Source organism: Halomonas sp., assembly GCF_031581305.1.
GTDB lineage: Bacteria > Pseudomonadota > Gammaproteobacteria > Pseudomonadales > Halomonadaceae > Halomonas.
In genome coordinates this window covers 1-19687 of sequence record NZ_JAVLBC010000032.1, presented here as the reverse complement: position 1 = coordinate 19687, position 19687 = coordinate 1, and the positions used below count along the sequence as shown (strand labels likewise).

Here is a 19687-nt window from a genome sequence, read left to right as displayed (position 1 = left end):
ACGGCTTACGGCTTACGGCTTACGGCTTACGGCTTACGGCTTACGGCTTACGGCTGCCGCGAAGCGGCTAGTAATGCGGCGGCATCTCGTCTTCGGCACGGGGTGTCGCCGTGTCGTTCTCCTGCAGCGCCCGCTGCTGGTCGCGCAGTCGCTCCTGCATCAGGGCATTGAGGCGCTCGAGCCTTGACATCCGCTGCTCCTGGCCGGCCACGGCTACGTCCAGTGTGTCGAGCCAGTGCTCCTGGTAGGCGATGCGGCTCTCCAGGGCCTCGAGGCGCCGTGCCAGCTCGGCAGGCGTCGAATCGGTGCTCATGGTAGAATCCTCCCGCTGAGTGTCGCCGTTCATCGTGGCACCTCCATCATGATGGTTTCTCCCTTCCTTTCACCCCGACAAGAGAGTTTTACAGGTCCATGAATCGAAAGGTCGTGTTTCGTTGCAGTCTCATCAGCCTGCTGCTGGCCGCACCGGCCCCGCTGCTGATTGCCCTGTTCGTCCATCTCACCGGCGGCGTATTATCCCGTGAGCTTTTTGCCAGCCTCCAGGTAGGCGGCGTGGCGGTGGTGTATTTTGCCGCCGCAGCCGCAGTCTTCCTGGTGTTGCTGGTCGCCACCCTGGCGGTCAACGCCCTGACGCCCCAGCTGGTCAACCTGGCCGAGGTCGAGGACGACGATCGCGAGATCGGCGAGGTCAAGTGGTTCAATGTCAACAAGGGCTATGGCTTCATCACCCGGGATGACGGCGAGGATGTTTTTGTCCACTTCCGGGCCATCCGCGGGCGGGGGCATCGTACTCTTGCCGAGGGCCAGAAGGTGCGCTACCACGTCATCCAGAACGAGCGGGGACTTCAAGCTGACGACGTCACCGTCATCACCTGATAAGTGCTGCCTCCCCTTGGCTCCTTTTCCTCACTGCCGACGACATCGCCCCGCACCTGCGGGGCGATGTCGTTTCGGCGCTACTGGCCGGAGTCGGGCCAGTCGATCGCCTGCTCGGTACCGTCGGGCAGCACCTGCAGGAAGCGGTCCGGGTCGTCGCCGGGCTGCCAGCCGCCCAGCGAGCAGCGCACCTCGCAGTCCAGCCGGGCGGCGGCTTCGCGGGCACACTCCGCGTCGGACGCCCAGGGTGTTTCGGGGCTGTCGAGCCACAGGCTGGCGAAGCCGTCGGCGGCCTTCTCCACCAGCAGCACCGGCACCTCGCCGGTATCGCGATGGCCGAGGGTGCGCCATTTGCGCTTGCCTGCAGGTGACAGCGGCTCGGCGCCGATGGCCTGTCGGAGCCAGGCATCCAGACGCGCTATGTCGCAGTGGGCCAGGTAGATCTCGATATCGGGATAGGATTGCATGAGTGCCTCAGGGCCGGGCCGTGCCGTTGACGAAGAGTCTGGCGAGGATTGCCTCGTAGACCCGGCTGAGGTCATCGAGATCCGAGGCCAGCACTCGTTCGTTGACCTGGTGGATGGTGGCATTGCAGGGGCCGAGCTCGACCACCTGGCTGCCCAGGGTGGCGATGAAGCGCCCGTCCGACGTGCCGCCGGCGGTGGAGAGCTCGGGGCGGTGCCCCATGGCATCCTCCACGCCGCTGATGGCGGCCTCCACCAGTTCTCCCTCGGCGGTGAGGAAGGGCTCGCCGTTGAGCGTCCAGTCCAGGTGGTAGTCGAGGCCGTGGGCATCCAGCAGCGCCTCGGCGCGTTGCTTCAGTTGCTCGTGGGTCACCTCGGTGGAGAAGCGGAAGTTGAACACCACCTCGACGTCGCCGGGAATCACATTGGTGGCGCCGGTCCCCGAGCGGATGTTGGAGACCTGGAAGCTGGTGGCGGGGAAGAAGGCGTTGCCGGTGTCCCAGTGCTCCCGCGCCAGGGCATCCAGCGCCGGCAGCGCCTGGTGGATGGGGTTGCGCGCCAGGTGCGGGTAGGCCACATGGCCCTGGATGCCCCTGACATGCAGTACCCCGCCAAGTGAACCGCGTCGACCATTCTTGATCACGTCGCCGAGACGGTCGGTGGAGGAGGGTTCGCCGACGATGCAGTAGTCGAGCCGGTCGTGGCTCTCGCGCAGGTGCTCGACCACGGCCCGGGTGCCGTCTACCGCCGGCCCCTCTTCGTCGGAGGTGATCAGAAAGCCGATCCGCCCGTGGTGGTCCGGGTGGGCGGTCACGAAGCGCTCCACCGCGGTGACCATCGCTGCCAGGCTGCCCTTCATGTCGGCGGCTCCTCTGCCCCGCAGCATGCCCGCCTCATCGATGCACGGCTCGAAGGGCGGGAAGTCCCAGCGGGTATGGGGGCCGCTGGGCACCACGTCGGTGTGGCCGGCGAAGGCAAGCAGTGGCCCGTGGTGCCCGCGGGTCGCCCAGAAGTTCTCCACGTCGCCGAAGGGCAGGCGCTCGACCCGGAAGCCGAGCGCCTCGAGGCGCTCGATCAGCAGTGCCTGGCAGCCCAGATCATCCGGCGTCACCGAGGGGCGCCGGATCAGCTCGAAGGCGAGCTGCAGGGTCGAGGAGAGCGCGGTCGGCTCAGTTGTTGGCATGCAGCGCCTCGTTGAGCGCGATGGCGCTCTTGTTGGTGAGGCACTCGATGCGACCGTTCTGGGAGTTGCGGCGTAACAGGAGATCGTCCTGGCCGGCGAGGTCGCGGGCGGCCACGGTGTCGGCGACCTGGCCCTTGTCATCGAGCAGGGTGACTTTGGCCCCGGCGGTGATGTAGAGGCCGGCCTCCACGGTGCAGCGATCGCCCAGCGGGATGCCGATGCCGGCATTGGCGCCGATCAGGCAGCCCTCGCCGACCTTGATGACGATGTTGCCGCCGCCGGAGAGGGTGCCCATGGTGGAGCAGCCGCCGCCGAGGTCCGAGCCCTTGCCGACCACCACGCCGGCGGAAATGCGGCCCTCGATCATGCCCGGCCCCTCGGTGCCGGCGTTGAAGTTGACGAAGCCCTCATGCATCACCGTGGTGCCCTCGCCCAGATAGGCGCCCAGGCGCACCCGGGCGGTGTCACCGATGCGCACGCCGGCGGGCACCACGTAGTCGGTCATCTTGGGGAACTTGTCGACGCAGTCCACGGAGAGTGGGCGTCCCTCCAGGCGGGCCTTGAGGCGCCGGGCCGGGAGCTCCTCGACGTCGATCGCCCCCTCGCTGCTCCAGGCGATATTGCGCAGCAGGCCGAACATGCCGGTGAGGTCCAGGCCGTGGGGCTTCACCAGGCGGTGGGAGAGCAGGTGCAGCTTCAGGTAGACCTCCGGGGCGCTCTGGGGCGGGGTGTCCACGTCCAGGAACATGGCCACCAGCGGTCGGCGGCTGGCGGCCAGGGACTCGGCGAGTTCGGCCTGCTCCTCGTGGCCGGCGGCCTTCAGCGCGCCGGCCAGTTCGGCGCACTGCTCGGGCAGGAAGCTGACCGCGGCATTGCCGTCGGGGGCGTCGAGTACCTTGGCGGCGGCGGCCACCAGGCCGGCATCCGGGTCGAGCAGCGGGGCCGGGTAGTAGATCTCCAGCCAGTCGCCCTGGGTGTTCTGGGTGCCGATTCCGAGTGCAAAGCTCAGCATGGGATGGTGTCCTCTGGAAGCGTGGGGGAGGGCCTGGCAGGCCCTAGAGTGAGTCGTAGTCGCCGTCGCGGTAGCCGACGAGGATCTTGTCGCCGGTATCGAGCAGCGGTCGCCTGAGCAGGGTGGGGTGGGCCAGCATCAGCTCGCGGGCCTTGTTGGCGTCGATGTTGGCCTTCTCTTCGTCATCGAGCTGGCGCCAGGTGGTGCTGCGCTTGTTGAGCACCTCCATGACCGGCACCCGGTGCAGGATGTGCTCCAGCAGCGGGGCCGAGAGGCCATCCTCGCGCAGGTCGTGGACCTGGTAGGGGATGCCCTTGCTGTCCAGCGCCTTGCGCGCCTTGCGACAGGTGTCGCAGTTCTTGATCACATAGAGTGTCAGCATCAGCAGTTCCTCTCGATGAAGCGGCGGATGCGCCAGGCGGCCTCTGCCGTGGCCTCGACCTCGGCGACCAGCGCCAGGCGCAGCCGGCCGCTGCCGGGGTTGGTGCCGCTGCTGCCAACCCGGCCCATATAGCTGCCGGGCAGCACGCTGACGTTCGCCTCGGCGAAGAGCGCACGGGTGAAGGCCTCGTCATCCCCGCCGGGTACCGCCGGCCACAGGTAGAAGCTCGCCTCGGGGACGGGGAAGTCCATCACCGGGGCGAGGACCTCGGTGACCGCGGTGAATGCCTCGCGGTAGGCATCGCGGTTGGCGCGCACGTGGGCCTCGTCGTTCCAGGCGGTGATCGAGGCCTGCTGAACGGGCAGCGACATGGCGCAGCCGTGATAGGTGCGATAGCGCTTGAAGGGGGCGATGAGCTCGGCGTCGCCGGCGACGAACCCGGAGCGCAGTCCCGGCAGGTTGGAGCGCTTGGAGAGCGAGTGGAACACCAGGCAGCGCCGGTAGCTGTGGCGGCCGAGGCGCGCGCAGGCCTCGAGCAGCCCCGGCGGCGGGGAGGCCTCGTCCAGGTAGAGCTCCGAGTAGCACTCGTCCGAGGCGATCAGGAAATCGTGCTCATCTGCGAGGGCGATAAGCTTCTCGAATTCGGCCAGCGGCGTCACCGCCCCGCTGGGGTTGCCCGGCGAGCAGAGGAACACCAACTGGACGTCGCGCCAGGTCTCGGCAGGCACGCTGTCCAGATCCGGACGGAAGCCGCTCTCGGCCGTGCTGTCCAGGTAGAGCGGCTCGCCGCCGGCGAGCAGGGTGGCACCCTCGTAGATCTGATAGAAGGGGTTGGGTATCGCCACCTTCGCCGGGCGAGTGCGATCCAGCGCGGCCTGGACGAAGGCGAAGATCGCCTCCCGGGTGCCGTTCACCGGCAGCACCTGGTGGTCGGCGTCGAGTCCCATCAGCCCGAAGCGTCGCATTGCCCAGCCGGCGATCGTCGCGCGCAGCTCGCTCGTCCCGGCGGTGGCCGGGTAGCGGGCGAAATCCTGGCGGTGGGCCATGAGCGTCTCGAGCGCGGCGGCGAAGGGCGAATGCTGAGGTTCGCCGATGGTCAGCGGGATGTGTGACAGTCCCTCGGGCGGTGTCACGCCGGCCTTGAGCGCGGCGAGCTTCTCGAAAGGGTAGGGCTTGAGGGCATCGAGGTCGGGGTTCATGGGTGTCCAGGTGCGCCTCGGACAGTAAAGAAGCGTCCGGCGTCGTTGTCGGTGGTGGCCCGCGTCTCAGTGGCGGCACACGGGCAGGCAGGGCATCGATTATAGGGAAGCCCCGGGGTCGCCTCAAACGCCGGGCCGTCCTCTTGCCCGGCGGGTGGCGTCAGCCGGGGATGGCGAGGGCCTCGATGAGGCGCTCGCGAAGACACTGCTGGCGTTCCGGGTCGGTGAGCGGTGCGCCGGCCTTGTCGGTGATGAAGAAGACGTCCTCGACCCGTTCGCCCAGGGTGGCGATCTTGGCCGCGGATAGCGCGATGTCCTGCTCCATGAAGATGCGTCCCACCCGGGCCAACAGGCCGGGGCGGTCGGGCGCGACGAGCTCGAGCAGGGTGCGCTCGTTGGCCGGGTCCTGCTCGATGCTGACCTCGGTAGGCACCCGGAAGTGCTTGAGCTGGCGCGGGGTATGCCGGGTAACGATCTGCGGGTAGTCGTCCGGGTCGTCGAGTTCCTCCACCAGGTGGCGGCGGATCTCCTCGATGCGCTCACGGTCGCGGATCGCCTGGCCGTGGTCGTCGAGCACGATGAAGGTGTTCAGCGTCCAGTCGTTGCTGGAGGTGGCGATGCGGGCATCGTGGATCGACAACCCCACCTGGTCCATGGCGGCGGCGGTAGCGGCGAAAAGGTCATCCACCGAGCGGGTGTGGATGAAGACCTTGGTGCCGCCCTCGGCCATGTCGTCGGTAGGGGCATTGATCAGGATCAGCGGCAGCTGGCTGTCGCCGTGGTCGAGGATGCCCTGGGTCTGCCAGACGATCTCGCTGGGCGCGTACTGCAGGAAGTAGTCCTCACCCAGCGACTCCCAGAGTCGGTCGACCCGGGCCATGTCGGCGCCCACCGAAGCCAGCAGCGAGTGGGCCTCGCTGCGCGTTTCCTGCACCCAGTCATCACGCTCCAGGGGGTTCTCGAGGCCGCGGCGCAGGGCGCGCTTGGTCTCACCGTGCAGCTGGCGCAGCAGCGAGGCCCGCCAGCCGTTCCACAGGGTCGGGTTGGTGGCGTTGATGTCGGCTACCGTCAGCACATAGAGGTAGTCAAGCCGGGTCTCGTCGCCGACCAGGCGCGCGAAGTCGGCGATCACATCGGGGTCGGTGATGTCGCGCTTCTGGGCCACCATGGACATCACCAGGTGATGCTCCACCAGCCAGCCGACCAGGCGAGTGTCGCGGCTGGAGAGCCCGTGACGCTCGCAGAAGGCCTCGGCATCCCGGGCGCCGAGGGTCGAGTGGTCGCCGCCGCGCCCCTTGCCGATGTCATGATAGAGGCCGGCGATCCACAGCAGCTCCAGCTTGGGCAGTTGGTGGATCAGGTTGGCGGCGACCGGGAACTCCTCCTTCGCCTCGGGCTTGCGGAAGCGGTGGATGCACTTGAGCAGGCGTAGCGTATGGGCATCCACGGTATAGATATGGAAGAGGTCGTGCTGCATCAGCCCCACCGCCTGGCCGAACTCGGGCAGGTACTTGCCGAGTACGCCATAGCGGTTCATGCGCTGCAGCTGGCGGGCCACGTTGCCGCCGGAGCGAAGCAGGGCCATGAACAGGCTCTGGTGGCGCAGGTCGTCGCGGTAGAGATCGTCGATCTGGTGGCGGTGGTCACGGATCAGGCGGATGGTGTCGGCACGTACCCCCTCGATCTCGGGGTGCTCGGCCATCAACAGGAAGAGTTCGAGAAGTGCCGAGGGGCGTTTGCGGAAGACATGACGCGAGCGCGCCTGGATATAGCCGCCCTTGATCTCGAAGCGTTCGTTGAGGGGGATGGTGATGAGCGCCTCGCCGGCATGCAGGATCGCCTCGTCGAAGTGCTGCAGCAGCATGTCGTTGAGCCCGGCCAGCGCCGTGACATGGCGGTAGTAGCGCTTCATGAACTGCTCCACGGCCAGGCGCTCCGGCGTGTCGCGGTAGCCGAACAGTTCGGCGATGGTACGCTGGTGGTCGAACAGCAGGCGGTCCTCGGCGCGCTCGGTGAGCATGTGCAGGGCGTAGCGTACTTGCCACAGGAAAGCCTGGCCCTGACTGAGGATGCGCAATTCGGGGTCATTCATGAAGCCGCCCGCGACGAGGTCCTCGTAACGCTGGGTGCCGAAGTGGCGCTTGGCCACCCAGCCGATCATCTGGATGTCGCGCAGCCCGCCGGGCGAGCTCTTGATGTTGGGCTCGAGGTGGTACTCGGAGTTGTTGTAGCGGTAATGACGGCTGATCTGCTCCTGCCACTTGGCCTCGAAGAAGCGATCCGCCGGCCACAGCCGATCGGTGGCAAGGCGTGTCTGCATCGCCTCGCGCAGGCGCTCGGGCCCGGCCAGGGTGCGAGTCTCGAGCAGGTTGGTGATCACCGTCACGTCGGCCTCGGCCTCGCGCTCGCAGTCGGCAAGCGAGCGCACGCTGTGGCCGATCTCCAGCCCGATGTCCCACAGGAAGGTGATAAAGGCGGTGAGGGCTTCCCGGTAGGGGGCGTCGTCATCGTGCTCGAGCAGCAGCAGCAGGTCGATATCGGAGTGGGGGTGCAGCTCGCCACGGCCGTAGCCGCCCACGGCAAGCAGGGCCACCCCGTCATCGGGCCAGGCGTGCTGTTCCCAGGCGATGGCCAGCAGGCGATCCAGGCACCAGGCCCGGCCGTGCACCAGGTCGCGGATGTCGGCGCCGGCGCGGAAGCGCTCGTCGAGGCGGGCTTGAATGCCGCGCAGCGCCGCCTTGAAGGGGGCGATCGGCGAGCGCTCGCCGGTGAGCTCGGCCCGGAAGGCCTCGACATCGAAGAGGCTGTCGTCGGGGACGAAGCGGTAGTGGTGCAGGAGCATGGCGGTCGACTCAGCGGTCGAGGAAAGAGAGGTCTTCGTCGCTACGAGCCGTGAGTACCTCCACGCCCGTCGCGGTGACCAGCAGGGTGTGCTCCCACTGGGCGGTCAGGCTCCTGTCCTTGGTCACCGCGGTCCAGCCGTCGCGCAGCACCTTGGTGCGATGGTCGCCGACATTGATCATCGGCTCGATGGTGAAGCACATGCCCTCCTCTAGGGCGATGTCGGCCCCCGGGGCATAACCGTCGTAGTGGAGGATCTGAGGATCCTCATGGAAGCCGGCGCCGATGCCATGCCCGCAGAAGTCGCGCACCACCGAATAACCGTTGTCCTCGGCGTGGGACTGGATGGCGCGGGCAAGCTCGGAGAGGTGCACACCCGGGCGCACCAGGGCGATACTGCGGTAGAGGCACTCCTGGGTGACCCGGCAGAGCCGCTCGCCCTGGATGGTTTCGCCGATGATGAACATCATGCTGGAGTCGCCGTGGTAGCCGTCGGCGGTCTTCACGGTGATGTCGATGTTCATGATGTCGCCCTTCTTGAGCTTCTTGGCGTCATCCGGGATGCCGTGGCAGACCACGTGGTTGATCGAGGTGCAGATCGACTTGGGGAAGCCGTGATAGTTGAGCGGTGCCGGGGTAGAACCCAGCTCGTCGACGATGTAGTCGTGACACAGTCGATCCAGCTTGCCGGTGCTCACGCCTGCCTTCACATGGGGGATGAGCATCTCGAACACGCTGGCGGCCTGGCGGCCGGCCTCGCGCATCTTCTCGATCTCGTCGGGTGTCTTGATGGGTACGTTCATGGAATCTCGAATCAGGGGGTGGTGTCGACCCGACAATGGCGGGCTCGAGCATCGGGCGACTTCATCTCGGAGGCCATCCATGGTATAAAGCTGCGCGCTTTCCTGCAATCGCGGAGCCCTGCCGACCCGTCGGCGCCTCGGTGAGCCCCGGGAAGTGCGCTCAATCAATGCAATGCCTTGAAATCACACATGCACCGTCACATGGTCCCGGGTGCTGTCGTGGTCATCCCTCGATGATGCGACGGTCGGATCCATGGGGTGCGTGGAGGCCTAACCCGATTTTCCAGGAGTCATCCATGGCACACGTCAATATGCGTGACCTGCTGAAGGCAGGTGCTCACTTCGGTCACCAGACCAAGTACTGGAACCCGAAGATGAGCAAGTACATCTTCGGCGCTCGCAACAAGATCCACATCATCAACCTCGAGCACACTCTGCCGGCCCTCAACGAGGCCGTCGATGTGGTCGAGAAGATGGCAGCGGCCAACAACAAGATCCTGTTCGTCGGCACCAAGCGCAGCGCGAGCAAGATCGTCAAGGAAGAGGCCAATCGCGTCGGCCAGCCCTTCGTCAACCATCGCTGGCTCGGTGGCATGCTGACCAACTACAAGACCATCCGCGTCTCCATCAAGCGCCTGCGCGAACTCGAGGCCATGCACGAGGACGGCACCTTCGAGAAGTTGACCAAGAAGGAAGTGCTGATGGCGACCCGCGAGCAGGACAAGCTCGAGCGGTCCGTGGGTGGTATCAAGGAAATGGGCGGCCTGCCCGATGCCCTCTTCGTGATCGACGTCGATCATGAGCGCATCGCCATCAACGAGGCGAACAAGCTGGGCATCCCGGTCATCGGCGTGGTGGATACCAACTCCGACCCCGATGGCGTTGACTACGTGATCCCGGGTAACGATGACTCCATCCGCGCCCTTCAGATCTACGTCAAGGCCATCGCCGACGCCTGTGCCCGTGCGAAGGAAGGCCGTCCCGACGAGTTCGTCGAGGTCACCGAAGCCGAAGAGAGCCAGAGCGACGCCGCCGCCGAGTGATCGTCGACCCGCCTGGGTCGGTCGCCGTGCCGCCACCACTCCGGTGGCGGCCTGCCGGACAGGCGTAAGGGGGCCCAGGCCCCCTTTCCTCTCTTCTTTCCGCTACCTATTCCAGGTCGAACCATTCAGAGGACACTACCATGGCAGCTATCAGCGCCTCCCAAGTCAAGGAACTGCGCGAGCGCACCGGGCTCGGCATGATGGAGTGCAAGAAGGCGCTCACCGAGACCGATGGTGACATCGAGCAGGCCATCGAGAACCTGCGCAAGAATTCCGGCCTCAAGGCCGCCAAGAAGGCCGGCCGTACCGCCGCCGAAGGTGCCGTGGTCACCCGCGTGGCCGAGGACGGCAGCTACGGCGTGATGGTCGAGATCAATTCCGAGACCGACTTCGTCGCTCGTGACGACAACTTCAAGGCCTTCGCCGAGAAGATCGCCGATGCCTTCTTCGCCGCCAAGAGCGAGGACGTGGCCGCCGTCATGGCGGGTGAGCTCGAAACCGCTCGCGAGCAGCTGGTGCAGAAGATCGGCGAGAACATCGGCGTGCGTCGCTGCGTCGTGGTCGAGGCCGGCGACGGCAACCTGGTGGGCGAGTATGTTCATGGCGGCCGCATCGGCGTGCTGACCGTGCTCAAGGGCAGCAATTCCGAGGTGGCCAAGGATGTCGCCATGCACGTTGCCGCCATCAACCCGACCGTGGCTCGCCCCGAGGACATGCCCCAGGAGCAGTTGGACGCCGAGAAGGCGATTATCCTGGCTCAGCCCGACATGGCTGGCAAGCCCGAGCAGATCGCCGAGAAGATGGTCCAGGGCCGTCTCAAGAAGTACCTGGCCGAGAACAGCTTGACCGAGCAGCCCTTCGTCAAGAACCCGGACCAGTCCGTGGCCGAGTTCGTCAAGGCGGCCGGCGGCGAGGTGATCGGTTTCACCCGCTTCGAGGTGGGCGAGGGCATCGAGAAGGAAGAGGTCGACTTCGCCCAGGAAGTGATGGAACAGGCCAAGCGCAGCTGAGGTCGCAGGTTCCAGTGTGACGATGGCGTGCGCGCAAGCGCACGCCTTCGCGTATCCGGCCGGTCATTCCGGCCTTCCACCAGGTCCCATGCGTCGAGAACCGGGAGACACCCCATGACCAGTGCCGATCACCCCGCCCCCAGCAAGCCCGAAAAGACCCGCGCCGAGGTGTCCAAGTACAAGCGTATCCTGCTCAAGCTCTCCGGCGAGGCCTTGACCGGCGATGCCGAGTTCGGCATTGACCCCAAGGTGCTGGATCGCCTGGCGCTGGAGATCGGTCAGCTGGTAGGGATCGGCGTCCAGGTCGGCATCGTCGTCGGTGGCGGCAACCTCTTCCGTGGGGCGGCCCTGCACGAGGCGGGCATGGACCGGGTCACCGGTGACCATATGGGCATGCTGGCCACGGTGATGAATGCCCTGGCCATGCGCGATGCCCTGGAGCGCTCCAACATCCGCTCGCGGGTGATGTCGGCGATTCCGATGAGTGGCGTGGTGGAGCATTATGACCGCCGGACCGCTATCCGCTACCTGACCTCAGGGGACGTGGTACTGTTCTCTGCCGGCACCGGCAACCCCTTCTTCACCACGGACTCCGCGGCCTGCCTGCGCGGTATCGAGATCGACGCCGACGTGGTGGTCAAGGCCACCAAGGTCGACGGGGTCTACGACAAGGACCCGGTCAAGCACCCCGATGCGGTCAAGTACGAGCAGCTGTCTTATGACGATGCGCTCGACCAGAAGCTAGGAGTAATGGATTTGACCGCTATCTGTCTGGTGCGGGACCATGATATGCCAGTGCGGGTCTTCAACATGAACAAGCCGGGTGCCCTGCTGAACCTGGTGGTGGGTGGCAAGGAAGGCACGCTGATTGACAGAGGGTGAGACAGTGATCGACGACATCAAGAAGGATGCGCAGAGTCGCATGAAGAAGAGCCTCGAGTCTCTTCACCAGAACTTCAACAAGATCCGTACCGGTCGGGCGCACTCCAGCATCCTGGATTCGGTGACCGTGGACTACTACGGTGGCCAGGTGCCGCTCAACCAGGTGGCCTCGATCAACGTCGAGGATGCCCGGACCCTGACCGTGATGCCTTGGGAGCAACAGATGGTGCCCAAGATCGAGAAGGCCATCATGAGCTCCGATCTCGGCCTCAACCCGGCAAGCGCCGGCAGCGTGATCCGCGTGCCCATGCCGATGCTCACCGAGGAGACGCGCAAGGGCTACATCAAGCAGGCCCGCCAGGAAGCGGAGCATGCCCGGGTCGCAGTGCGCAATGTGCGTCGCGATGCCAATGGTGATCTCAAGTCGCTGCTCAAGGAGAAGGAGATTACCGAGGACGAGCAGCATCAGGCCGAGGAGACCATCCAGAAGCTCACTGACAGCATTATCGCCGAGATCGACAAGGCGCTGGAGTCCAAGGAACACGATCTGATGCAGGTGTGAGGACGGCGGGCGGCACCGACGAACGGCGCCGCCGGCGACGGATCGCCCCTCGGCGGACCGTGGGCGACGCGTCCGCGGTTCGCCGGCCTTCATGCTCTTACCCGCCATGCGAGACACCATGACGTCACCGCAGTCTCCCCGCTCCGGGGCCACAGCCGACGACGGGCCCGCTCTCGGCAATGCACCCCTGCCGCGCCACGTGGCCATCATCATGGACGGCAACAACCGCTGGGCGAAGGCGCGTGGCCTCTCCGGCGTGCGTGGCCATCATGCCGGCGTCGAGGCGGTGCGTGCCGTCATTCGCCGTGCCGCCGAGCGCGGCATCGAGACCCTGACGCTGTTCGCCTTTTCCAGCGAGAACTGGAAGCGGCCCGCCAGCGAGGTCAATGCTCTGATGGAGCTCTTCCTGATGGCGCTCAGGCGAGAGGTCAAGAAGCTCCACCGGCACGGCATCCGCCTGTCGGTGATCGGGGACCGCAGCGGTTTCTCCGCCTCGATCCAGAAGCATATCGCCAGCGCCGAGGCGCTGACGCAGGATAACACCGGCCTGCACCTTGTGATCGCCGCCAACTATGGGGGGCGTTGGGACATCGCCGCTGCCGCCCGACGGCTGGCCGAGCGGGTCGCCGTCGGTGAGCTCGAGCCCGAGGCGGTCGACGAGCGGGCCCTCGACGAGGAGGTGAGCCTGTCCGGGGATGCCCCGGTGGACCTGTGCATCCGAACCAGCGGCGAGAAACGCATCTCCAACTTCCTGCTCTGGCAGATGGCCTATGCCGAGCTCCATTTCACTCCCGTGCTGTGGCCTGACTTCAATGGTGCCGCCTTCGACCGTGCACTGGCCGACTTCCAGGGGCGTCAGCGGCGCTTCGGCATGACCGACGAACAGATCGAGGCGCAGGGTGCTTAGACAACGGATCCTCACCGCGGCCTGGCTGGTCCCCCTGGCTCTGTTCGGCCTGTTCGGCCTGGAGGACGAGGGGTTCCGTCTCTTTACCGCCGCCATCGTGCTGCTTGCCGCCTGGGAGTGGGCCAACCTGGCTGGCATCACCTCGCCGGGCCGGCGGCTGCTTCCGGTCGTGGGCCTCGCCGTGCTGATGACGCTGTGCTGGGCGACCGGTACCGTGCTGTCAACCTGGCCGCTGTGGCTCGGGGCGCTGGGCTGGCTGGTTAACCTCTACTGGGTAACCGGCTATCCCGCGCGTCTCGCGCAATGGCAATCGACCGGCGTACGTCTGGCCATGGGGCTCTGGGTGCTACTGCCGACCTGGGTGGGCTTCAACGTGCTGCGCGAGGGCGGTGCGGTCTGGCTGCTCTTCGTGCTGCTGCTGGTATGGGGTGCCGACATCGGCGCCTACTTCATCGGCCGGGCCCTCGGTCAGCACAAGCTGGCCCCCAGCGTCAGCCCCGGCAAGACCTGGGAGGGCGTGGCTGGCGGCCTGGCCGTCACCTCGTTGCTGGCGGTCGGCTTCGCTGCCTGGCAGGGCTTCGGCGTCGCCAGCGGCCTGCTGTTGCTGCTGGCGACGGCGGTGGTGACGCTGGCCTCGGTGCTGGGCGATCTGCTCGAGAGCATGCTCAAGCGCCATCGCGGCATCAAGGACTCCAGCCAGCTGCTGCCCGGCCATGGCGGAGTGCTCGATCGTGTCGACAGCCTGACCGCGGCGGTGCCACTCTTCGCCCTGTTGCACGGGGGGGTGCTGTGAGCCTGCATCACGTGACCGTGCTGGGCGCCACTGGCTCTATCGGCACAAGCACCCTGGACGTGCTCGCCCGCCACCCGGAACGCTACCGGGTGCATGCCCTGACCGCCCACCGCTCCCGGGAAGCACTACTGGCCCAGTGCCGGCAACACCAGCCGGCGGTGGCCGTGCTCGATGCCGAAGAGGACGCCGCCTGGCTGCGTGCCCAGTTGGCCGAGGCGGGGTTGGCCACCGAGGTGTGGGCTGGTCGGGAGGCGCTGGTCGAGGTGGCCGAGGCCCGCGAGGTCGATACCGTGATGGCAGCCATCGTCGGTGCCGCCGGCCTGCTGCCGACGCTTGCCGCGGTGAAGGCCGGCAAGCGATTGCTGCTGGCCAACAAGGAGGCCCTGGTGATGTCCGGGGCGCTGTTCATGGACGCCGTGACGCGCCATGGGGCGACCCTGCTGCCCATCGATTCCGAACATAATGCCATCTACCAGTGTCTACCCATCGAGCACCGTGGTGGCCTGGGGCGTCACGGGGTGACGCGGCTGCTGCTGACCGCGTCGGGTGGTCCCTTCCGGGGCTGGTCGAAGGATGACCTGGCGCGCGTGACGCCGGATCAGGCTTGCGCTCATCCCAACTGGTCCATGGGGCGCAAGATCTCGGCGGATAGCGCCACCTTGATGAACAAGGGACTCGAGCTGATCGAGGCGTGCTGGCTCTTCGATGCCCGTCCCGACCAGGTCCAGGTGGTGGTGCACCCCCAGAGCGTGATTCACTCCATGGTGGCCTACAGCGACGGGTCGGTGATCGCTCAGTTGGGCAACCCGGACATGCGTACTCCTATCGCCTACGGGCTGGCCTGGCCTGAGCGCATTGACGCCGGGGTGGAAGCCCTGGACCTCTTCCAGGTTGCGCGGCTCGACTTCGAGCCCGCCGACGAGGTGGCCTTTCCCTGTCTGCGGCTGGCCCGGGAAGCCATGGCTGCTGGCGGTACGGCGCCGGCGGTACTCAATGCCGCCAATGAGGTGGCGGTAGAGGCCTTCCTGGCTGGCCGCCTTGGCTTCACCGGCATCGGTGACCTGGTGGCTCGGGTGCGTGATGAGCGCCCGGTCGTGCCGGCCGAAGACCTCGAGACCATCCTCGAGGCCGATGTTCTCGCCCGGCGGGCGGCACACGCCTGGCTGGCGCGGTAATGATACGCGCGCCTTTATGCAGTTGACTGCAAGGAGATTGCCTTGGGCCTGATCCAGAACGTGCTGGCCGTGATCGTAGTGCTCGGCCTCTTGATCACCTTTCACGAGTTCGGTCACTTCTGGGTGGCTCGGCGCTGTGGCGTGAAGGTGCTGCGCTTTTCGGTGGGCTTCGGCAAGCCGATCTGGTCCCGCGTCGACCGCCACGGCACCGAGTTCGCCGTGGCCGCGATCCCGCTGGGTGGCTATGTGAAAATGCTCGACGAGCGCGAGGGGCCGGTACCTGCCGACCAGCTCGATCAGGCCTTCAACCGCAAGACCGTCTGGCAGCGTATCGCCGTCGTTGCGGCCGGGCCCCTGGCCAACTTCCTGCTGGCCATCGTGGCTTACTGGGCGCTGTTCGTGGCCGGGACCTCCACGGTGGCGCCGGTGATCGGCAGCGTGGCGCCGGACTCCCCGGCCAGTCGTGGCGGCCTCGAGGCAGGCCAGGAGATCACCGCGGTGCGCGGCGAGGCGGTGCGTTCCTGGGACGAGATCAACCTCAAGCTGGTCGCGGCCATCGGCGAGAGTGGCGAACTCGAGGTCGAGGCCCGTGACGAGGCCACTGCCGACCCCCGGACCTATCGCCTGCCGGTGGAGGAGTGGCTGGTGCGCCAGGATCCGCCCCGGCCACTGCCGAGCCTGGGGCTGACCCCCTGGCAGCCCGAGATTCCGGCGGTGCTGGGCCAGCTGGTCGAGGGCGAGGCGGCTGCCGAGGCCGGCCTGCAGATGGGCGACCAGGTCGTCGCGGTGAACGGCGAGCCAGTGGCGGACTGGATGGCCTTCGTCGATCGGGTCCGCGCCAGCCCCGGCGAGCCCCTCGACCTCACGGTGCTTCGCGACGGGGAACGGCTCGAGCTCACCGTCACGCCCGGCCGCAGCGAGCTTGAGGAGGGCGTGGCCATCGGCTACATCGGTGCCGGTGTCGAGGCCGTCAGCTGGCCCGACGAGTACCGTCGCGAGATCCGCTACGGCCCGCTGGCCGCCGTGGGTCAGTCCTTGGAGCGTACCGGCGAGATGACGGTGCTGACCCTGGGGGCCATTCGCAAGATGGTGGTGGGTCTCATCTCGCCCTCGAACCTCTCCGGGCCCATTACCATCGCCCGGATTGCCGGCGAATCGGCGCGCAGTGGCCTCGAGAGCTTCGTCAGCTTCCTGGCCTACCTGTCCATCAGTCTGGGAGTGCTCAACCTGCTGCCGATTCCGGTGCTCGACGGCGGCCACCTGCTCTATTACCTGGTCGAGGTGGTGCGCGGTCGCCCAGTGTCCGAACAGACCCAGGCCGTGGGCCTGCGCGTCGGCCTGGCGCTGGTCGGCACCCTGATGCTGATGGCGCTCTATTTCGACCTCATGCGGCTCTGGTAGCCGGGCGGCGGCTTGTCAGTGGCCAGTACAAATGTATAAGGTGCCTGTCTGGACAGGACGGCAGATCAACGCGAGCGAATCGACTGCATGAAAATCAAGACCATCGGACTGGCGGCGCTGCTGCTCGTAGGTGCCCAGGCGGCACTGGCGGAACCTTTTGACGTTTCCGACATAAGGGTTGAGGGGCTGCAGCGTGTCTCCCCTGCCTCCGTGTTCAATGCCTTTCCTGTCAGTGCCCGCGACCGCGTCGACGAGCGCGAACTCGCCGAGGCGGCCCGAGAGCTCTTCGCCACTGGCCTCTTCGAGGACGTCAGCCTGGCCCGCGAGGGCGACGTGCTGATTATCCAGGTCGTCGAGCGAGCGACCATCGCGCGCCTCAACATCGAGGGCAACAACCAGATCCCCGACGAGGACCTGCGCAACGGCCTCAAGCAGGCCGGGCTGGAGGAGGGCCAGGTGCTGCAGCTCTCCACCCTCGAGGAGATCCAGCGCGAGCTGGAAGGGGTCTATCAGTCCCAGGGGCGCTACAGCGCGCGGATCGATACCTCCGTCGAGGAGGTTGGCGAAGGCCAGGTCCAGGTCATCATCGACATCGACGAGGGGGCGGTGGCCAAGATCCGCCAGATCAACATCGTCGGTAACCGCGACTTCGACGATGACGAGCTGCGCGATGTCTTCGAGCTCGATGACAAGCCGGGCTGGTTCTTCGGCTGGTTTTCCAGCGACGAGTACTCCCGCGAAGCCCTGTCCGGCGACCTGGAGCGACTCCGCTCCTTCTACCTGGACCGCGGCTACGTGAATTTCAATATCGAGTCTTCCCAGGTCTCGATCAGCCCCGACAAGTCGCGGATCTTCGTTACCGTGAACATCGACGAGGGGCGACAGTACCGGCTGGGCGATATCCGCTTCGCCGGTGAGTTGAGGATTCCCGAGCGCGAAGCCCGCGAACTGCTGGAGGTGGAAACCGGCGAGATCTTCTCGCGCAGCGACGTCACCGCCTCCACGGAGGCCCTGCGTTCTCGGCTGGGGGCCGAGGGCTTTGCCTTCGCCAACGTGGACGGCATCCCCGAGGTCGCTACCACCGGTGGCACCGTGGACCTGACCTTCCGCGTCGAGCCGGGGCGCCGGGCCTACGTGCGGCGTATCGAGTTCGCTGGCAACACCACTACCCAGGATGAGGTGCTGCGGCGCGAGATGATCCAGATGGAAGGCGCGCCGGCGTCCACTGAGTCAATCAGCCAGTCGCGCCAGCGCCTGGAGCGCCTGGGCTTTTTCAAGCAGGTTGACGTGGAAACGCGCCCGGTAGCCGGCGAACCCGACCAACTGGACGTTACCTATACCGTGGAGGAGCAGCCTTCCGGGTCGATCTCGGCCAGCATCGGCTTTTCTCAGAGCGCCGGGGTGATCTACGGCGCCTCGCTGTCCCAGAACAACTTCCTGGGCACCGGTAACCGGGTCAACATCGGTGCCCAGCGCAGCGATACCTTCACCAGCCTCAACTTCGGTTTCACCGACCCCTACTGGACCCTGAACGGCATCTCACGCGGCTATAATCTCTTCTATCGCGAGACCGACTACGAGGACTCCGATATCTCGACTTATTCCACCGACGCCTATGGTGGGGGCATCAACTTCGGCTATCCGATCAACGAGCTGACCCGCCTGAATTTCGGGGCTTCCGCCGAGGACCTGACCATCAGGACTTACCGCGACACGGCCTCCGAGATCCAGCGCTATGTGGAGGACCAGGGAAGCGATGCCCAGAGCCTGAAGCTGAGCGCCAGCTGGACCCGCAACAACCTCAACCGCGGCATCATGCCCACCGCCGGCAACTACCAGCGCCTATCCCTGGAGAGTGCGGTGCCGGGCAGCGACGCCGAGTACTACAAGCTGCGCGCCCGGGCCCGCCAGATTCTCCCTTTCAACGAGGAGCAGACCTGGGGCCTGAAGTTCAGCGGCGAGCTGGGCTACGCGGATACCGTCGGCAACGACCCCTATCCGTTCTATGAGAACTTTTTCTCCGGCGGCCTGGGGTCGGTACGCGGCTTTACCGGCAACACCCTGGGGCCGGCCACCACTGCCCCGGCCGATTCCAGTGGCAACGACCGCACCCTGGGCGGCAACGTCCTGGTAGAAGGCAGCGCCGAGGTGCTCTTCCCGCTGCCCTTCGTCGAGGACCAGCGCTCCCTGCAGGCCTCGCTGTTCCTGGATGCCGGCAATACCTTCCTGACCGACTGCTACGAGGTGTTGGATGGCGATAGCTCTAGCTGCGAATCCGGCGTCGATCTTGGCGAGCTTCGCTACAGCGCAGGGGTCGGCCTCTCCTGGCTGACGCCGGTGGGACCGCTGACCTTCAGCGTCGCCGAGCCGCTCAACGAGAAGGACGGTGACGACACCCAGTTCTTCCAGTTCTCGCTGGGTCAGACCTTTTGATCCGGCCCTCTACCGAGGAGTCCCTACCATGCGCAAGTTGTCCGCCGCCCTCTGCTTCGGCCTGCTGGCCGCCGTCACCCTGCCGGCCCAGGCCGAGGAAGTGGCCGTGCTCGACTGGCGCACTGCGCTGATGGAAACCGATGCCGCCCAGCGTTCCATGAACGAGCTGCGTAACCGCCTCGCCGGCCAGCAGCAGGAGGCCGAGGCTCTGGGCCAGGAACTTCAGCAGATGCAGCAGCGCCTGCAACAGCAGGGGGAGAGCATGACCGAGACCAAGCGGCGCACGGCCATGCAGGAATTCCAGCAGAAGGGGCAGCGCTTCGAGCAGCTGCGCCAGGAGATCGGCCAGGCGCGCCAGCAGTCCGAGCAACAGTTCCTCCAGCAGGCCGAGCCCAAGCTGGATCAGGCCGTCCAGCAGGTCATCGACCGCCACGGGGTCGAAGTGCTGGTGGACCCCAACGGCGTACTGCACGCCGAACGGGAGCTGCAGGATCTGACCGGGGAAGTCACCGAGATCCTCAACACTCTCTATTGAGCCGGCCGCCCCACGACACGAGTCCCCATGAACCGAGACGCCCGAACCCTCACACTGGCCGAGATCGCCGAGCGCCTGGTGATCAGTATCGCGACTGTCAAGTTCCACATGCGCAACATACTCTCCAAGCTGGGAGTCTCCAGCCGGGCCGAAGCAATAGCCATGGCCTGGCAACAAGGAATCGTC

20 protein-coding genes are annotated in these 19687 nt (G+C 66.3%); 12 read left to right on the top strand and 8 right to left on the bottom strand.

Going from position 1 to position 19687, the window contains the following annotated elements; all coding sequences use genetic code 11:
* Positions 1–67: 67 nt before the first annotated feature.
* Complete coding sequence (locus RI841_RS04670; protein ID WP_310704416.1) at positions 68–313, bottom strand: SlyX family protein; 246 nt, start codon at positions 311–313, stop codon at positions 68–70.
* Positions 314–411: 98 nt separating this feature from the next.
* Here RI841_RS04670 and RI841_RS04665 point away from each other — a divergent pair, with 98 nt between their 5' ends.
* Positions 412–876, top strand: coding sequence for a cold-shock protein (locus RI841_RS04665; protein ID WP_310704415.1), 465 nt, complete (start codon positions 412–414; stop codon positions 874–876).
* An 80-nt stretch (positions 877–956) separates the two neighbouring features.
* On the opposite strand, the gene RI841_RS04660 is transcribed toward RI841_RS04665, so the two are convergent.
* The 7 genes from RI841_RS04660 to map form a co-directional block, all read right to left on the bottom strand.
* The gene (locus RI841_RS04660; RefSeq protein ID WP_310704413.1) at positions 957–1343 is read right to left on the bottom strand and encodes a hypothetical protein; all 387 of its coding nucleotides are present in this window, start codon (positions 1341–1343) and stop codon (positions 957–959) included.
* 7 nt (positions 1344–1350) lie between these two features.
* Complete coding sequence (dapE, locus tag RI841_RS04655; protein ID WP_310704411.1) at positions 1351–2523, bottom strand: succinyl-diaminopimelate desuccinylase; 1173 nt, start codon at positions 2521–2523, stop codon at positions 1351–1353.
* Positions 2510–3535, bottom strand: a complete 1026-nt coding sequence (gene dapD / locus RI841_RS04650; protein ID WP_310704410.1) for a 2,3,4,5-tetrahydropyridine-2,6-dicarboxylate N-succinyltransferase — start codon at positions 3533–3535, stop codon at positions 2510–2512. Before dapD ends, dapE begins: the two co-directional genes overlap by 14 nt.
* A 43-nt stretch (positions 3536–3578) precedes the next feature.
* The gene (locus RI841_RS04645) at positions 3579–3917 is read right to left on the bottom strand and encodes an arsenate reductase (RefSeq protein ID WP_310704409.1); all 339 of its coding nucleotides are present in this window, start codon (positions 3915–3917) and stop codon (positions 3579–3581) included.
* Positions 3917–5116, bottom strand: a complete 1200-nt coding sequence (dapC, locus tag RI841_RS04640; RefSeq protein WP_310704408.1) for a succinyldiaminopimelate transaminase — start codon at positions 5114–5116, stop codon at positions 3917–3919. The genes RI841_RS04645 and dapC overlap by 1 nt, the downstream gene beginning before the upstream one ends.
* 160 nt (positions 5117–5276) lie before the next feature.
* Positions 5277–7958, bottom strand: coding sequence for a [protein-PII] uridylyltransferase (locus tag RI841_RS04635; protein WP_310704407.1), 2682 nt, complete (start codon positions 7956–7958; stop codon positions 5277–5279).
* Between the two features lie 10 nt (positions 7959–7968).
* Positions 7969–8760, bottom strand: coding sequence for a type I methionyl aminopeptidase (map, locus tag RI841_RS04630; RefSeq protein ID WP_310704406.1), 792 nt, complete (start codon positions 8758–8760; stop codon positions 7969–7971).
* A 296-nt stretch (positions 8761–9056) separates the two neighbouring features.
* Between map and rpsB the strand changes: the two genes are divergently transcribed.
* The 11 genes from rpsB to RI841_RS16505 all read left to right on the top strand — a co-directional run.
* Positions 9057–9803, top strand: coding sequence for a 30S ribosomal protein S2 (gene rpsB, locus RI841_RS04625; protein WP_310704405.1), 747 nt, complete (start codon positions 9057–9059; stop codon positions 9801–9803).
* A gap of 140 nt (positions 9804–9943) precedes the next feature.
* Positions 9944–10813: a translation elongation factor Ts gene (gene tsf, locus RI841_RS04620; RefSeq protein WP_310704404.1), complete on the top strand. Its 870-nt coding sequence runs from the start codon at positions 9944–9946 to the stop codon at positions 10811–10813.
* 114 nt (positions 10814–10927) lie between these two features.
* Complete coding sequence (gene pyrH, locus RI841_RS04615; RefSeq protein WP_310704403.1) at positions 10928–11695, top strand: UMP kinase; 768 nt, start codon at positions 10928–10930, stop codon at positions 11693–11695.
* Between the two features lie 4 nt (positions 11696–11699).
* Complete coding sequence (gene frr, locus RI841_RS04610) at positions 11700–12257, top strand: ribosome recycling factor (protein WP_310704419.1); 558 nt, start codon at positions 11700–11702, stop codon at positions 12255–12257.
* Between the two features lie 118 nt (positions 12258–12375).
* Positions 12376–13164: a polyprenyl diphosphate synthase gene (gene uppS, locus RI841_RS04605; RefSeq protein ID WP_310704402.1), complete on the top strand. Its 789-nt coding sequence runs from the start codon at positions 12376–12378 to the stop codon at positions 13162–13164.
* Positions 13157–13957 carry a phosphatidate cytidylyltransferase gene (locus RI841_RS04600; protein ID WP_310704401.1) on the top strand — a complete coding sequence of 267 codons (801 nt, stop codon included), beginning with the start codon at positions 13157–13159 and terminating at the stop codon, positions 13955–13957. Before uppS ends, RI841_RS04600 begins: the two co-directional genes overlap by 8 nt.
* 2 nt (positions 13958–13959) lie before the next feature.
* Entirely contained in the window at positions 13960–15132 is a 1173-nt protein-coding gene (gene ispC / locus RI841_RS04595) for a 1-deoxy-D-xylulose-5-phosphate reductoisomerase (protein ID WP_310704417.1), read from the top strand.
* 42 nt (positions 15133–15174) lie between these two features.
* The gene (rseP, locus tag RI841_RS04590; RefSeq protein WP_310704400.1) at positions 15175–16533 is read left to right on the top strand and encodes an RIP metalloprotease RseP; all 1359 of its coding nucleotides are present in this window, start codon (positions 15175–15177) and stop codon (positions 16531–16533) included.
* An 87-nt stretch (positions 16534–16620) separates the two neighbouring features.
* On the top strand, positions 16621–18966 hold the full coding sequence (bamA, locus tag RI841_RS04585) for an outer membrane protein assembly factor BamA (RefSeq protein ID WP_310704399.1): 2346 nt from the start codon (positions 16621–16623) through the stop codon (positions 18964–18966).
* Positions 18967–18994: 28 nt separating this feature from the next.
* Positions 18995–19501: an OmpH family outer membrane protein gene (locus tag RI841_RS04580; RefSeq protein WP_310704397.1), complete on the top strand. Its 507-nt coding sequence runs from the start codon at positions 18995–18997 to the stop codon at positions 19499–19501.
* A gap of 27 nt (positions 19502–19528) precedes the next feature.
* On the top strand, positions 19529–19687 hold a 159-nt coding region (locus tag RI841_RS16505), incomplete at its 3' end, for a response regulator transcription factor (RefSeq protein WP_405000912.1).